Source organism: Nocardiopsis endophytica, assembly GCF_027706725.1.
GTDB lineage: Bacteria > Actinomycetota > Actinomycetes > Streptosporangiales > Streptosporangiaceae > Nocardiopsis_A > Nocardiopsis_A endophytica.
Genome location: NZ_JAQFWQ010000016.1, coordinates 71,792 through 85,866, shown reverse-complemented (window position 1 = coordinate 85,866; position 14,075 = coordinate 71,792). Strand labels below are relative to the sequence as shown.

The following is a 14,075-nucleotide window of genomic DNA, read 5'->3' as shown; positions in this document are numbered from 1 at the left end:
TGTTGCGGGGCCGGGGGCGGCGCCCCGGGGCGCCGCGGCGTGTCAGGGGCGTCGGTCCCGGGAAAGGCCCCCTGCCGACCCGGTTCCATGGAACCGGAGTCCCACCCGCTTCGCGTGCGCCGCCCGCATCCGCGCCGGTGGGGCCCGCCGTCGTCAGGACACGCTCGGCCCCGTCCGGGGTTCGACGAGGGCGAGTGCGAACTCGAACGCCCGGTCGACCCGCGCGCGGTCTCCCGAGACGAGAAGGTCGAGCTGAAGCCCCCGTATCTGAGCCAGGAGGAGGGTGGCCAGGGCCGACGCGTCCTCGGGCGCCCACCCGTCCCGCCTGAGCCACCCGGAGATGAAGCCGACGAAGTCGTCCTCCATCGACCGTGTCGGCTCCCCGCCGTCGCCGGACCGCCGACCCGCGCCGGCGGCCATCTCGAACAGGAGCAGGAACTGCCGCTGCTCCTTGGGTTCGCACAGCCGTCGCCACGTGGTCCTCAGCAGTTGTGCCGTCGACCCGGCCTCCTGGAGTCCGCTGTCGGCGGTCACCTGGGCGAAGAGGTCGGTGCGGATCTTGTCCAGCACGCACGTGATCAGCTCGTCCTTGGACGAGAAGTGGCGCAGCAGCGTCGCGTGCGTCACCCCCAGCGCCTGGGCCACCGGACGCAGCGACAGGCCGGCGATGCCGTGGTCGAGGACGTACTCGGTCGCCGCGGCCAGCAGCTCCGGCCGCCGGTGCTGAAACCGGAGCGTCCGCCCGTCGACGCGCTCGGAACCCATCAGGTGTCGTCCTCCTCCGCTCGCCCGGTCGATTGAGCGTACCACTCGGTTGTCCTAACCGAGTGGTACTGCTACTTTTCCGCCATCGGAGCCGGAAGCCTCCGCATCGGTCGGGGTCCGGAAGGGACGGCGACGACCGATCCGGCACGGGTGCCGGCAGTCGGACCTCCACCACGGCAAGGACACTGATGACCGACACGACAGGGACGCCGATGACCGACGACGAGACGGCGGTCCGCGCCGCGTACACGGCCTTCGCCCGGGCGCTGCAGGCGATGGATCTCGAGGCGATGAAGGGTCGGTGGGACGACGGCTACGAGCACCTCGTCTACCAGCCGGAGGAGTACGGGACCGCCATCACGGCCTGGGACGCGATCGTCGACTACTGGCGCGGCATTCCGGAGGCGGTCGACCGGATCGAATGGCGTGAGATCGGCAGCGAGGTCGCCGTGCTCGGCGATGTCGCGCTCGTCTACTGGCGGGGCCACACCACGTTCGAGTTCAAGGACTCCAGCGAGCCGCTCGCCGGCGAGTCACGGCTCTCGGCCGGCCTGCGCCGGACCGGCAGCGGTTGGCGATTCATCCACTGGCACGAGTCGCGCAGGCTCGTCGTCGGCTGACGGCACGGCACGACCCATGAACAGGGGAGTTCCGCACCTGTCACTCAGGGAGGCGGTCATCCTCGACACAGATCGGACCATTGATGAACATCGTGCTCTGGGCCCTGCAGGGAGTGCTGGCCGCCGTCTTCCTCGGCGCGGGCCTGACGAAGATGGCCAAGCCGAAGGAGGACCTCGTCGCCCCCTTGGGCGCATGGGTCGAATCCTTCCCCGCCCCGGCGGTCAAGCTCCTCGGCCTGGTCGAGGTCCTCGGCGCCGTCGGCCTGGTCGTTCCGCCGCTCGTCGGAATCGCCCCGGTGCTGAGCCCGCTCGCGGCCGTCGGCATCGTCATGATCATGGTCGGCGCCATCGTGGCCCACGCGCGGGAATCGGCAGGGTCCAAGATCGCCATGAACGTCGTCCTGGGCGTGCTCGCGGCCGTCGTGGTGTGGGGACGCTTCGGGCCGTACGCGTTCTGACCGGAAGCAGGGTCGCCCTCCACCGGCGGCGACCCTGCTTTCCGAAGGCCGATTGCGGCGCTTCGCGTCCTGAACCACCGGCGCCGGTCCTCCCGGGATCAGTGAGGGGAGGGGCCCGTGGCCGCCGCGCGGGCGCTCCAGCGGCCCGCGCGGCGTTCGATCTCGATCGGGTGGTCGAAGCACTCCGACACGAACTTGGAGGTCAGCACCTCGTCGGCCGGACCGCACGCCACCGTGCGCCCGGCCCGCAGCAGCAGCGCGTGCGTGGTGGTGGCGGGCAGCTCCTCCAGGTGGTGGGTGACCATCACGGTGGCCATGTACGGGCGCGCGGCGCGCAGCCGGTCCACCGCCGCCAGCAGCCCTTCGCGCGCGGCCACGTCCAGGCCGGTGGCGGGCTCGTCGAGGAGGAGCAGGTCGGGGTCGGCCATCAGCGCGCGGGCGATGAGCACCCGCCCCCGCTCGCCTTGGGAGAGTGTGGTCCACGGGTCCTCGGCCCGGTCCGCCACCCCGAGCAGGGACAGCAGCTCCCCGGCGCGCGCGGTCTGCCCGGCGGTGGGCTCCCAGCGCGGCGGGACCTCGATGCTGCCGGTGGCGCCGGTCAGCACCACGGTGTGCGCGGGGAGCGCCGAGCGCAGGTCGTGGCGGGGGTCGACGTGGCCGATGCGCGCCCGCAGCTCGCGCACGTCCACCCGGCCGAGCCGGTGCCCGAGCACGTGAACGGTGCCCCGGGTGGGGTGGGCGCGCGCCCCGAGGAGCGTGAGCAGGGTGGTCTTCCCGGCCCCGTTGGGGCCGAGCAGCGCCCAGTGCTCGCCCGGGCGCACCGCGAGGGTCACCTGGTCGAGCAGGAGCTTGCCGGTGCGGACCAGGTCCACCCCGTCGGCGTCGATAACGTTCCGGTCGCACTCGTCGGCGGCCACGGGTCACCGCCCTCCCTCGTTCGCGGGCCTGTCGGACGCCGGATCACCCTACCGCCGGGGCGTACGGGCGCGCGGCCCGGCCCGGCACCGGGCCCCGCCCCCGGGCCGGACGCGGACGGGCCCGGTGATCGCACGGTCGACCTGCGCATTTACCGTGGTAGGCGACAGTGAGCACATCGCGCCGCGATCGGCGCGGAAGGGGCGCGAGAAGGTGGTAGGGGACCCGTCGGACCGGCCGTGCAAGCTGGTCGTGTGCCGGGGCTGTTGCTGCGGGACCAAGAAGAAGGTCCCCGGGGTGGACCACAAGGCACAGCTCCAGCGGCTCAGCGGGCTGGAGGACCACGAGGGGCGTTCGGTCCCGGTGCGGGTCAGCAAGTGCCTGGGCATCTGCTTCAAGGCCAACGTGGTGGTCGTGCAGCCGTCGTCCAAGGGGAGGGCCGGCGGCGGGCGGCCGGTGTGGCTGGGCGACTTCGCCGAGGACCGGTTGGTGGACGAGCTCGACGACTGGATCTTCCAGGGCGGACCCGGGGTGGCGCCGGTGCCCGAGCCGTTGCGCCCCCACCTGACCTCCAAGGACGCGAAGAAGCCCAAGAAGAAGAAGCTGAAGAAGCAGCTGAAGCGCAAGCGCAAGCGGGCCGAGGAGGAGAAGAGGGCGGCTTCCAAGGGGGCGAAGGACAAGAAGGGCAAGAAGGACGGGCCGGAGAAGGCGAAGGGCGAGAAGAAAAAGAAGAAGAAAAAGAAGAAGTGAGGTGGGCCCCCGGACCACCCCACTCCTTCCCGCCCCGTCGGCCCGGCGCCCTGGCCGGGCGCCGGGACCGGGTCCGCCGCTACGCGGGCGCCGCCACCTTCTCCGGCTCGCCCCCGCCCGGGCCGTCGGACCCGGAGCCGGCCCCCTCGTCCGCCTCCAGGCTGGTCGCCAGCGGCTTCTCCTTGATGAACAGCGACAGCACGAACCCGACCGCCACGATCGGCACCCCGTAGAGGAACACCGGGGGCAGCGCGTCCGCGAAGGCGTGCACCACGAAGTCGCGCACCTCCGGCGGGAGGGCCTGCAGCATGTCCGGGGTCAGCGAGCTGAGCCCGGCCTCGCCGCCCTGCATCTGCAGCCCGCCGCCGGGCAGCTCGGCCACCCGGTCGTTCAGCCGCCCGACGAAGATCGAGCCGAAGACCGCGATGCCGAACGACGCCCCGATCTGCCGGAAGTAGTTGTTGGCCGAGGTCGCCGTGCCCAGGTACCGCGCCGGGGCCGCGTTCTGCACGATGAGCACCAGGTTCTGCATCACCATGCCCACGCCCAGGCCCAGCACCAGCATCCCGGTCGCGTTGTACAGGTAGGCGGTGTCGGCGTCCATCCGGGACAGCAGCACCAGCCCGGCCATGATCACCAGGGTGCCGATGACCGGGAAGGCCTTGTAGCGCCCGGTCGAGGAGATCAGCCGCCCGGTGGTGATGGTGGCCGCCAGCATGCCCGCCACCATCGGGATCATCATCAGCCCGGACTCGGTGGCCGTGGCGCCGTTGACCATCTGCAGGAAGGTCGGCAGGTAGGACACGGTGGAGAACATCGCGATGCCCACGGTGATCCCGATCAGCGCGGTGAGCACGAAGTCGCGGTTGCGGAACAGCGACAGCGGGATGATCGGCTCGCTCGCCCGGCGCTCGGCCAGCACGAACAGCGCGGCGCCCACGACGGCCCCGGCGCCCAGGCCGATGATGACCGGGCTGGTCCAGGCGTACTCGCCGCCGCCCCAGCTGGTGAACAGCACGATGCACACGCTGGCGGCGGCCAGCAGCGCCGTCCCCAGGTAGTCCAGGCGCGGGCGCGGCCCCTCCGGCTTGGGCAGGTGCAGCACGGCGGCCGCGACGGCCAGGGCCAGGGCGCCCAGCGGCAGGTTGATGTAGAAGATCCACCGCCAGTCCAGGTGGTCGGTGAAGAACCCGCCGAGCAGCGGGCCGGCCACCGAGGCCAGGCCGAACACGCCGCCCATCAGGCCCATGTAGCGGCCGCGCTCGCGGGCGGGCACCACGTCGGCGATGATCGCCTGGGCGGTGATCATCAGCCCGCCGCCGCCGATGCCCTGCAGCGCGCGGAACGCGATCAGCTGCGGCATGTTCTGGGCGATGCCGCACAGCACGGACCCGACGAGGAACATGCCGATGGCGAAGATGAAGACGTTCTTGCGGCCGAACAGGTCACCGGCCTTGCCGTAGATCGGCATGCCCACCGTCGCGGCGAGCATGTAGGCGGTGACCACCCAGGACAGGTGCTCCAGTCCGTTGAGCTCGCCCACGATCGTGGGCAGGGCGGTGGACACGATCGTCTGGTCGAGCGCGCCGAGCAGCATCGTCAGCATGACGCTGAAGAACACCCAGCCGACGTGCGGCTTCCTGCTCTCGCCGCCCGCGCGGCTCGGCGGTGCCGAGGGGTCCTCGGTGCCGGTGGTGGTCATGGATGGATCTCGCTTCCCCGTGGGATGGTTCGGGCGCCGCCCCCGGCGGGCGCCGTGTGGGTCGGTGTGGGGTCGGTCTGGTGGCGGTGCGGGGGGTGCGGGGGAGGGGCGCCGGGTCAGGCCCGCTCGGCGGGGAGCACGAAGAACTCCCGAAAGGCCTGGAACGTCTCGTCCATGACGCGCTCCAGGTCCTCCCGGAAATCCTCGGGCTCGGGCGCCGGGTCGTCGGGGCCGTGCCCGGACTCCTTCAGCCGGTGCATGGTGAACCGCATCAGCGTGGTGGCCAGCAGCGCCCCGAGCTGGGCGCGCGTGCCCTCGGCGTCGCCGTCGCCGAGCCGCGCCGCGATGTCGGCGGCGACCCGCTGCTCGGTCTCGGCGAAGCGGGCCATGACGCGCGGCATCAGCGAGGGCTCCTGCTGGACCAGCCGCTTGCGCTGGTACAGGTCCCGCATGGCGGTGCGGTGCTCCTCCGGGTCGTCGCCGACGAAGGTCATCAGGTAGGCCTTCAGGTCGTCGACGGGGTCCCCCGTCGGGCCGCCCGAGGTGAAGACGGCCCGTCCCTCCTCGGACGGGCCCAGGGGGCCGTCTCCGACCAGGGCGTCGTCCTTGGAGGCGTAGTAGTTGAAGAAGGTCCGGGAGGACACGTCCGCGGCGGCGGCGATGTCGTCGACCGTGACCGCGTCCAGCCCGTGCTCAAGGACCAGCCGCACCGCCGCGCGGTGCAGGTTGCGGCGGGTCTCGCGCTTCTTGCGCTCCCGCAGTCCCATGGCGGTCCCCCCGTCGGAGCCGGGCCTTCCTCTGACACCTTCCATCTTGCAGTCTCTGCAAAAATGCGGCAACTGAATTTCTGCGTGATCTGAATCTCTGGAGCGGCGGGGAATACCGGACGGGCAAGAACGCCGGAGGGGGCCGCCGTCCACGGCGGCCCCCTCCGGCCTCGGTGCCTCCCGGGTCTCAGGCCCGGGACTTCTCCTGTGAGGCGAACTGGGTGCGGTACAGCGCCGTGTACAGGCCGCCGCCCGCCAGCAGCTCGTCGTGCGTGCCGCGCTCCAGGATGCGCCCGTCCTCCATGACGAGGATCAGGTCGGCCTCGCGCACCGTCGCCAGCCGGTGGGCGATCACCAGGGAGGTGCGGCCCTCCAGGGCGGTGGCCAGCGCCTCCTGCACCGCCGCCTCGGACTCCGAGTCCAGGTGCGCCGTCGCCTCGTCCAGGACCACCACCGAGGGGCGCTTGAGCAGCAGCCGCGCGATCGCCAAGCGCTGCTTCTCGCCGCCGGACAGGCGGTACCCGCGGTCGCCGACCATGGTGTCCAGGCCGTCCGGCAGCGCGTCGAGCAGGTGGCCGAGCTGCGCCGCCCGCATCGCCTCCACCAGTTCGGCGTCGGTGGCCTCCGGGCGGGCGTAGCGCAGGTTGGCGCCGACGGTGTCGTGGAAGAGCTGGGCGTCCTGGGTGACCACGCCGACCGCGTCGCGCACCGAGTCGAAGGACGCCCCGCGCAGGTCGGTCCCGCCCAGGCGCACCGCGCCCTCGGTCGGGTCGTACAGGCGCGAGACCAGGTGGGTCAGCGTCGTCTTCCCGGCGCCGGAGGGGCCGACCAGCGCGACCAGCGACCCGGCCGGGGCGGTGAACGACACCCCGCTGAGCACCTGGGTGTCGTCGCCGGACTCGGCCTGCGGCGTCAGCTCCAGGGAGGACAGCGAGGACTCGGCGGCGGTGGGGTAGCGGAAGGAGACCCCGTCGAACTCCACGTCCAGCGGCCCCGGCGGCAGCGGGCGGGCGTCGGGCGCCTCGCCGATCATCGGCTCCAGGTCCAGCACCTCGAAGACGCGGTCGAAGCTGACCAGCGCCGTCATCACCTCCACGTGCACGTTGGACAGCGCGGTGATCGGCGCGTACAGCCGGGTGAGCAGGGTGGCCAGAGCCACCAGGGTGCCCAGCTCGAAGGCGCCGCCGACGACCAGGGCGCCGCCCACCCCGTAGACCAGGGCCGTGGCCAGGGCGGTGATCAGCCCGATCATGGTGAACAGCAGGCCGCCGACGACGGCCTGGGTGATGCCGATGTCGCGCACCCGCCCGGCCCGGTCGGAGAAGGCCGCGGCCTCCTCGTCGGGGCGTCCGTACAGCTTGACCAGCATCGCCCCGCCGACGTTGAACCGCTCGGTCATCAGCGAGCTCATCTCGGCGTTGAGGTTCATCCCGTCGCGGGAGATCCCGGCCAGGCGGCGGCCGATCAGCTTTGCGGGGATGAGGAAGAGCGGCACCAGCACCAGCGCCGCCAGGGTGATCTGCCAGGACAGCACGAACATGGTGGCCAGCACCGCCACCGTGCTGATCAGGTTGGACACGATCGACTGCAGCACCGAGGTGATCGCGCGCTGGGCGCCCACCACGTCGGTGTTGAGGCGGCTGATCAGCGACCCGGTCTGGGTGCGGGTGAAGAACGCCAGCGGCATCCGCTGCACGTGCGTGAAGACCTGGGTGCGCAGCAGGTAGATGACGCCCTCGCCGATGCGGGAGGACAGCCACCGGTTGGCCAGGTTGAGCACGGCCTCCAGGACCGCCAGCCCGGCGACGGCCAGGGCGAGCGACGCCACCAGCCCGGTGTCCCGGTTCGCCACGCCCTGGTCGATGATCTGCTTGAGCAGCAGCGGGTTGGCGACCACGATCGCCGACGCCAGCGAGGTGCCGAGCACGAACAGCACGATGGAGCGCCAGTGCGGGCGGGCATAGCCCACGATGCGCCGGGCGAGGCCCTTGGGCAGCGCGCTCTGCTTCGCGCTCCCGTCGTTGACCAGGGAGCGGTAGATCGGGGGGCCGCCCCCTCCCATCATCGCCATATCGACCTCATTCGCCTTCGGGACAACGCGCGGAAAGCAGGGGAGGCGCGGCGGACCCGGCACCGCCCTGCAGCGTCGTCAACAGCCCCCGGAGGCGGCCTGTTCCCGGGTCGGGCGGGAGCAAAGAAGGTGCCATGCGCGGGAATAAGGGGCCGGAACCGGCCGTCGCCGTGCGGGGCGGGCCGCCGTCACCCGGGGCCGTGGGCGGTGTCCAGCGGCCCCGCTCAGAGGCTGGGCGACAGGCGGTTCAGCGTCGCGCTGGTCGAGCGCCCCCGGGTGAGCGGGAGCTCCCAGAAGTCGGCGCCGAGGGCCTCGGCGCCGCGCCGCTTGGCGTCGGTGTGCGGGTCGCCGGCGGTGATGGCGAGCGCGGCGGGGTCCAGGGGGCGCAGCAGGTCGGCGTAGGCGTCCCAGCCGTTGACCTCGGGAGGGCCGGAGACGATGAACACGCCGTCGACACAGCGCAGGGCGGCCAGCAGCTCGGCGCGCTCCTCGTCGGGGTTGACGGGGCGGTCGGGGCCCTTCCAGGCGCTGACCCGCCGGTCGTCCTCGACGCCCACCACGAGCGGCAGGCCGCGGTCGCGGATGGAGGACAGGAAGCGCAGGTGGCCCACGTGCAGCACGTCGAACACCCCGGTCACCACGGCGGGGGACGCGCCCCCCGGCGGCCCGGCGACCCAGCGGGCCGTCAGCGCGGGAACCTCCATGGGCATCTGCACACCTTCACACGATCGACCGGACGCGGAGCGGCCGCGGGGCGGGGGCTTGTCCGCCCGAACCAACATATCCCCGGGCGACCCCATTCCCCGCGCACGGCCCACCCCTCGGCCCGCAGAGGCCATGAGGCGGTGCCCACACCGGCGGAGCGGCGGCACGTCGGCCCCCGGGAACGACGAAGGCCGGGTCCGTTCGGACCCGGCCTCGACCGTGCACGGAGCGGGCGACGGGAATCGAACCCGCATGGCCAGCTTGGAAGGCTGGAGTTCTACCATTGAACTACGCCCGCGTGGCTCCGGTCCCTCTGAGTTTCCTCTAGACTCGTTGAGCCGACGGGGACAAGACTACAGTCTCCGCAGCGTTGGTCGTACACCCGGACGGCGCGGCCGGCGCGAGTGGTACGGGGAGTAGCGCAGCTTGGTTAGCGCGCATGCTTTGGGAGCATGAGGCCGCGGGTTCGAATCCCGCCTCCCCGACGACGTCTACGGCTCCAGGTCCGGGGGCGCTGCGGCTCCCGAAGGCCGTGAGCCCCCGCTGTTCTGCCCTAGACTTGGTGTGATCAGCAGGGGGGACGAGCGGGACCGGGTCAGGTCCCGGCTCAAGGCCCCGCGGCTCGGATCACTGACTGCTCGGCCGGTGCCGTCCCGGACACCGCGGCCTTGCGTCGTGCCCTGCGTGCCGGGTCGTCCCGGAAAACAGCCGGAAATCTAGGAGTACCGCCCCGTGAAGACCGATGTCGAGGAGCTCAGCCCGACCCGGGTCAAGCTGACCATCGAGGTTCCGTTCAAGGAGCTGGACCACGCCTTCGACGTGACCTACAAGTCGCTGGCCAAGCAGGTCCGGATCAAGGGCTTCCGCCCGGGTAAGGCGCCGGCCCGGCTGATCGACCGCTACGTCGGCCGCGGTGCGGTGATCAGCGAGGCGGTCAACCACGCCGTTCCCGAGCTCTACAACGAGGCCATCCAGAAGGAGGAGGTCTTCGCGCTCGGCCAGCCCGACGTGGAGATCACCAAGCTGGAGGACAACGACGAGCTCGCCTTCACCGCCGAGGTCGACGTCCGCCCCAAGTTCGAGGTCGCCGACTGGGAGGGCATCGAGGTCACGGTCGACGACGCCGAGGCCACCGACGAGCAGGTCGAGGACCAGCTGGGCAACCTGCGCGAGCGCTTCTCCACCCTGGTCGGCGCCGACCGCCCGGCCGCCGAGGGCGACCACGTCTCCATCGACCTGTCGGCCGCGGTCGACGGCGAGAAGCTGGAGGACGTCCAGGCCTCCGGCGTCTCCTACGAGGTCGGCACCAACACCATGCTCGAGGGCCTGGACGACACCCTGACGGGCATGTCCGAGGGCGACGAGGCCACCTTCTCCACGAAGCTGGTCGGCGGCGAGCACGAGGGCAAGGACGCCGACGTCACCGTCACCGTGCACAGCGTCAAGGTCAAGGAGCTCCCCGAGCTGGACGACGAGTTCGCCCAGCTGGCCAGCGAGTTCGACACCATCGAGGACCTGCGCGCCGACGTGCGCAACCGCCTCGGCGAGATGCGCCGCGTCCAGCAGCTCTCCCAGGCGCGCGACCGCGCCATGGAGAAGCTGGTCGACTCGGTCGACATCCCGCTGCCGGACTCGGTCGTCGACGAGGAGGTCGACCGCCGCCGCCAGAGCCTGGAGAACCAGCTCCAGCAGGGCGGGCTGTCCAAGGAGTCCTACCTGGAGTCCCAGGGCCAGACCGAGGAGGAGTTCGACGAGGAGCTGAAGACCAGCGCCCGTTCGGCCGTCAAGGCCGGCTTCGTCCTCGACCAGCTCGCCGTCCAGGAGGAGCTGTCGGCCGGCCAGGAGGACCTGACCGCCTACGTCGTCGAGCAGGCGCAGCGCATGGGCGTCTCCCCCGACCAGCTCGCCCAGCACCTGGTCCAGTCCAACCAGCTGCAGATCGCCTACACCGAGGTCGTCCGCTCCAAGGCCATGGACCTGGTCCTGGAGAAGGCCAAGGTGTCCGACGAGTCCGGCAACCCCGTCGAGACCGCCCGGGGCGGCGACGAGGACGCCGAGGCCCCCGCTGAGGCCGCGGCCGAGGCCGCCGACGCCCCGGCCGCCGAGGAGTCCGAGGCCAAGGCCGAGGACGAGAAGTCCGAGTAAGGCTTTCGCCCTGACGCTCCGGGTCCCCGGGCCGCGCCGCGTGCGCGGCCCGGGGACCCGTTCGCTTTCTGCGGAATGCGCGGCCGCCGTGGCCCGCCCCATGCGCTCAAAGCGAACAGGCCCGTGAAGCGTGCGAGCGGGACCGTGAAGAGCGTTAGTGTCGCAAGCGTCGCAACCGTTTCGATTTCGGAGCAGGTGACGAGAGTGCCGCCGACCCAGAACGAGTCCACGCGAGTCGAAGCCCGTACGGCCGAGTCGCCTATTCCCCCGGTGTTCGAGCAGACGTCGCAGCGTCTGCTGCGCCAGCGCATCATCTTCCTCGGCCAGCAGGTCGACGACGAGATCGCCAACCGCATCGTGGGTGAACTGCTGCTGCTGTCCGCCGAGGACCGCCAGAGGGACATCACGCTGTACATCAACTCGCCGGGCGGTTCGGTCACCGCCGGTATGGCGATCTACGACGTCATGCAGTACATCCCCAACGATGTGCGCACCGTCGGCATGGGCATGGCCGCGTCCATGGGCCAGTTCCTGCTGTGCGCGGGCGCGTCGGGCAAGCGTTTCGCCCTGCCCCACGCCCGCGTGATGATGCACCAGCCGATCGGCGGGATCGGGGGCACCGCCTCCGACATCCGGATCCTCGCCGACGACCTGCTGTACGTGAAGAAGATGTTCCAGGAGCGCATCGCCTTCCACACCGGCCAGACGGTGGAGCAGATCGAGAAGGACTCCGACCGGGACCGCTGGTTCACCGCCCAGGAGGCCAAGGACTACGGGTTCATCGACGAGGTGCTGGAGGGCACCCTCGACGTCTCCGGCCAGTCCTGAGGGCCGTGTCACGCCTGAGGAGTCCGGGACCGGTTACCCCCGAAGTACGGTGCATGTGGAGGGCCAGAACATGAACGAGTACGAGTACAAGGCGTTCGGCGCCGGCGGCATGGCTCCGCCGAGCCCCCAGAGCCGCTACATCCTTCCGTCGTTCGTCGAGCGCACCTCGTACGGCGTCAAGGAGATGAATCCGTACAACAAGCTCTTCGAGGAGCGGATCATCTTCGTCGGCGTGCAGATCGACGACACGTCGGCCAACGACATCATGGCGCAGCTGCTGACGCTGGAGCAGATCGACGCCGACCGCGACATCCAGATGTACATCAACTCGCCGGGCGGGTCGTTCACGTCGCTGATGGCGATCTACGACACGATGCAGTTCGTCCGCCCCGACGTGCAGACGGTGTGCATCGGCCAGGCGGCGTCCGCCGCCGCGGTGCTGCTGGCCGGCGGCACCAAGGGCAAGCGCGGCTGCCTGCCCAACGCGCGGATCCTGATCCACCAGCCCGCCACCGACGTCACCCGCGGCCAGGCCAGCGACATCGAGATCCAGGCGAACGAGATCATGCGGATCCGCAAGCAGCTGGAGTCCACGCTGGCCAAGCACACGGACAAGACGGAGGAGGAGATCTCGCAGGACATCGAGCGGGACAAGATCCTCACCGCGGAGGAAGCCAAGGATTACGGCATCATCGACTTCGTGCTGCCGTACCGCAAGACCTCCCTGAAGTAGGCGGTGTCCGCGGGCCCGGCAGGGCCCGCGGGGCCGTCCGCGGGGCACGGCCCCCACACGCCGCGGGCGATCGGGTGGTGAAGCCGGTCTCCCTCTTCGCTTACGCTCGTTAAGAGCGACGCACAGATCACCCCGCACGGAGTCGGCGCCGGAGGGCATATCCTGCAAGAGCGGATAGGCCCGCTGGGGACGCCTCGTACCGCGGACCGCGCAGCGGGCGCACGGGCGCCGTTGACGGGGCGGCCTACGTTTTAAGGAGTGGCTGGGTGGCACGCATCGGCGACGGTGGAGACCTGCTGAAGTGCTCGTTCTGCGGCAAGAGCCAGAAGCAGGTGAAGAAGCTCATTGCCGGCCCGGGTGTGTACATCTGCGACGAGTGCATCGACCTGTGCAATGAGATCATCGAGGAGGAGCTCGCCGACTCCACCGAGCTCAAGTGGGACAGCCTCCCCAAGCCGCGCGAGATCTACGAGTTCCTCGACTCCTATGTGATCGGCCAGGACCAGGCGAAGAAGGCGCTGTCGGTCGCGGTCTACAACCACTACAAGCGGGTCCAGTCCGAGGGCGACCGCCCCCGTGACGAGGACGTGGAGATCGCCAAGTCCAACATCCTGCTGCTGGGCCCCACCGGTTCGGGCAAGACGCTGCTGGCCCAGACACTGGCCAAGATCCTCAACGTCCCCTTCGCCATCGCCGACGCCACCGCGCTCACCGAGGCCGGGTACGTCGGCGAGGACGTGGAGAACATCCTCCTCAAGCTGATCCAGGCGGCCGACTACGACGTCAAGAAGGCCGAGACCGGGATCATCTACATCGACGAGGTCGACAAGGTCGCGCGCAAGAGCGAGAACCCCTCGATCACCCGGGACGTGTCCGGGGAGGGCGTGCAGCAGGCGCTGCTGAAGATCCTGGAGGGCACCACCGCCAGCGTGCCGCCGCAGGGCGGGCGCAAGCACCCGCACCAGGAGTTCATCCAGATCGACACCACCAACGTGCTGTTCATCTGCGGCGGGGCCTTCGCCGGGCTGGACCGCGTGATCGACCAGCGGGTCGGCAAGCAGGGGATGGGCTTCAACGCGGTGCTGCGCACCTCCTCCGAGCACAAGGCCGAGGACCTGTTCACCGACGCCATGCCCGAGGACCTGCTGAAGTTCGGGATGATCCCGGAGTTCGTCGGGCGGCTGCCGGTCATCACCAACGTGCACAACCTCGACCGCGAGGCCCTGGTGCGCATCCTCACCGAGCCGCGCAACGCCCTGGTCAAGCAGTACCAGCGGCTGTTCGAGCTGGACAACGTGGAGCTGGAGTTCACCGGGGACGCCCTGGAGGCCATCGCCGAGCAGGCCATCATCCGCGGCACCGGCGCGCGCGGGCTGCGGGCCATCATCGAGGAGGTCCTGCTCTCGGTGATGTACGAGGTCCCCAGCCGCGAGGACGTCGGCCAGGTGATCATCACCCGCGAGGCGGTCCTGGAGCACGTGAACCCCACGATCGTCCCTCGCGTGAACCCGGGCGACGAGCCCGAGGAGAAGAGCGCCTGACGGGCGCACCCACCGACGACGAAGGAGCGGGCGCCCCCGCCGAGGGGCGGCCGCTCCTTCGCTGTCCGCTGGGCC

Annotated in this window: 13 protein-coding genes and 2 tRNA genes; 8 read left to right on the top strand and 7 right to left on the bottom strand. The window is 70.8% G+C overall.

Going from position 1 to position 14,075, the window contains the following annotated elements:
* Positions 1–153 precede the first annotated feature (153 nt).
* Positions 154–765, bottom strand: coding sequence for a TetR/AcrR family transcriptional regulator (locus O4J56_RS08245; protein ID WP_270684846.1), 612 nt, complete (start codon positions 763–765; stop codon positions 154–156).
* Between the two features lie 188 nt (positions 766–953).
* On the opposite strand from O4J56_RS08245, the gene O4J56_RS08240 reads away from it, so the two are divergent.
* Both O4J56_RS08240 and O4J56_RS08235 read left to right on the top strand, forming a co-directional pair.
* Entirely contained in the window at positions 954–1,385 is a 432-nt protein-coding gene (locus O4J56_RS08240; RefSeq protein WP_270684844.1) for a nuclear transport factor 2 family protein, read from the top strand.
* Positions 1,386–1,468: 83 nt separating this feature from the next.
* Positions 1,469–1,843 (top strand): DoxX family protein, encoded by a 375-nt coding sequence (locus tag O4J56_RS08235; RefSeq protein WP_270684843.1) that lies wholly within the window; start codon positions 1,469–1,471, stop codon positions 1,841–1,843.
* Positions 1,844–1,941: 98 nt separating this feature from the next.
* Here the strand turns inward: O4J56_RS08235 and O4J56_RS08230 are convergent, their stop codons facing one another.
* Positions 1,942–2,760 (bottom strand): ABC transporter ATP-binding protein, encoded by an 819-nt coding sequence (locus tag O4J56_RS08230; protein ID WP_270684842.1) that lies wholly within the window; start codon positions 2,758–2,760, stop codon positions 1,942–1,944.
* Positions 2,761–3,055: 295 nt separating this feature from the next.
* On the opposite strand from O4J56_RS08230, the gene O4J56_RS08225 reads away from it, so the two are divergent.
* The gene (locus O4J56_RS08225; RefSeq protein ID WP_270684841.1) at positions 3,056–3,508 is read left to right on the top strand and encodes a (2Fe-2S) ferredoxin domain-containing protein; all 453 of its coding nucleotides are present in this window, start codon (positions 3,056–3,058) and stop codon (positions 3,506–3,508) included.
* Between the two features lie 79 nt (positions 3,509–3,587).
* On the opposite strand, the gene O4J56_RS08220 is transcribed toward O4J56_RS08225, so the two are convergent.
* The 5 genes from O4J56_RS08220 to O4J56_RS08200 all read right to left on the bottom strand — a co-directional run bounded on the left by O4J56_RS08220 (position 3,588) and on the right by O4J56_RS08200 (position 9,051).
* Positions 3,588–5,210: an MDR family MFS transporter gene (locus tag O4J56_RS08220; RefSeq protein WP_270684840.1), complete on the bottom strand. Its 1,623-nt coding sequence runs from the start codon at positions 5,208–5,210 to the stop codon at positions 3,588–3,590.
* A gap of 116 nt (positions 5,211–5,326) precedes the next feature.
* Positions 5,327–5,977: a TetR/AcrR family transcriptional regulator gene (locus O4J56_RS08215; protein WP_408639098.1), complete on the bottom strand. Its 651-nt coding sequence runs from the start codon at positions 5,975–5,977 to the stop codon at positions 5,327–5,329.
* A gap of 187 nt (positions 5,978–6,164) precedes the next feature.
* The gene (locus O4J56_RS08210) at positions 6,165–8,048 is read right to left on the bottom strand and encodes an ABC transporter ATP-binding protein (RefSeq protein ID WP_270684837.1); all 1,884 of its coding nucleotides are present in this window, start codon (positions 8,046–8,048) and stop codon (positions 6,165–6,167) included.
* A 224-nt stretch (positions 8,049–8,272) separates the two neighbouring features.
* The gene (locus O4J56_RS08205) at positions 8,273–8,758 is read right to left on the bottom strand and encodes an adenylyltransferase/cytidyltransferase family protein (RefSeq protein WP_270684835.1); all 486 of its coding nucleotides are present in this window, start codon (positions 8,756–8,758) and stop codon (positions 8,273–8,275) included.
* Positions 8,759–8,980: 222 nt separating this feature from the next.
* Positions 8,981–9,051 (bottom strand) — tRNA-Gly (locus tag O4J56_RS08200).
* A 112-nt stretch (positions 9,052–9,163) separates the two neighbouring features.
* On the opposite strand from O4J56_RS08200, the gene O4J56_RS08195 reads away from it, so the two are divergent.
* The 5 genes from O4J56_RS08195 to clpX all read left to right on the top strand — a co-directional run bounded on the left by O4J56_RS08195 (position 9,164) and on the right by clpX (position 14,000).
* Positions 9,164–9,238 (top strand) — tRNA-Pro (locus O4J56_RS08195).
* Positions 9,239–9,485: 247 nt separating this feature from the next.
* Positions 9,486–10,898, top strand: coding sequence for a trigger factor (gene tig / locus O4J56_RS08190; RefSeq protein WP_270684833.1), 1,413 nt, complete (start codon positions 9,486–9,488; stop codon positions 10,896–10,898).
* A gap of 261 nt (positions 10,899–11,159) precedes the next feature.
* The gene (locus O4J56_RS08185; RefSeq protein ID WP_270684853.1) at positions 11,160–11,726 is read left to right on the top strand and encodes an ATP-dependent Clp protease proteolytic subunit; all 567 of its coding nucleotides are present in this window, start codon (positions 11,160–11,162) and stop codon (positions 11,724–11,726) included.
* A 70-nt stretch (positions 11,727–11,796) separates the two neighbouring features.
* Positions 11,797–12,459, top strand: a complete 663-nt coding sequence (locus O4J56_RS08180; RefSeq protein ID WP_270684831.1) for an ATP-dependent Clp protease proteolytic subunit — start codon at positions 11,797–11,799, stop codon at positions 12,457–12,459.
* Positions 12,460–12,725: 266 nt separating this feature from the next.
* Complete coding sequence (gene clpX / locus O4J56_RS08175) at positions 12,726–14,000, top strand: ATP-dependent Clp protease ATP-binding subunit ClpX (RefSeq protein WP_270684830.1); 1,275 nt, start codon at positions 12,726–12,728, stop codon at positions 13,998–14,000.
* Positions 14,001–14,075 lie beyond the last annotated feature (75 nt).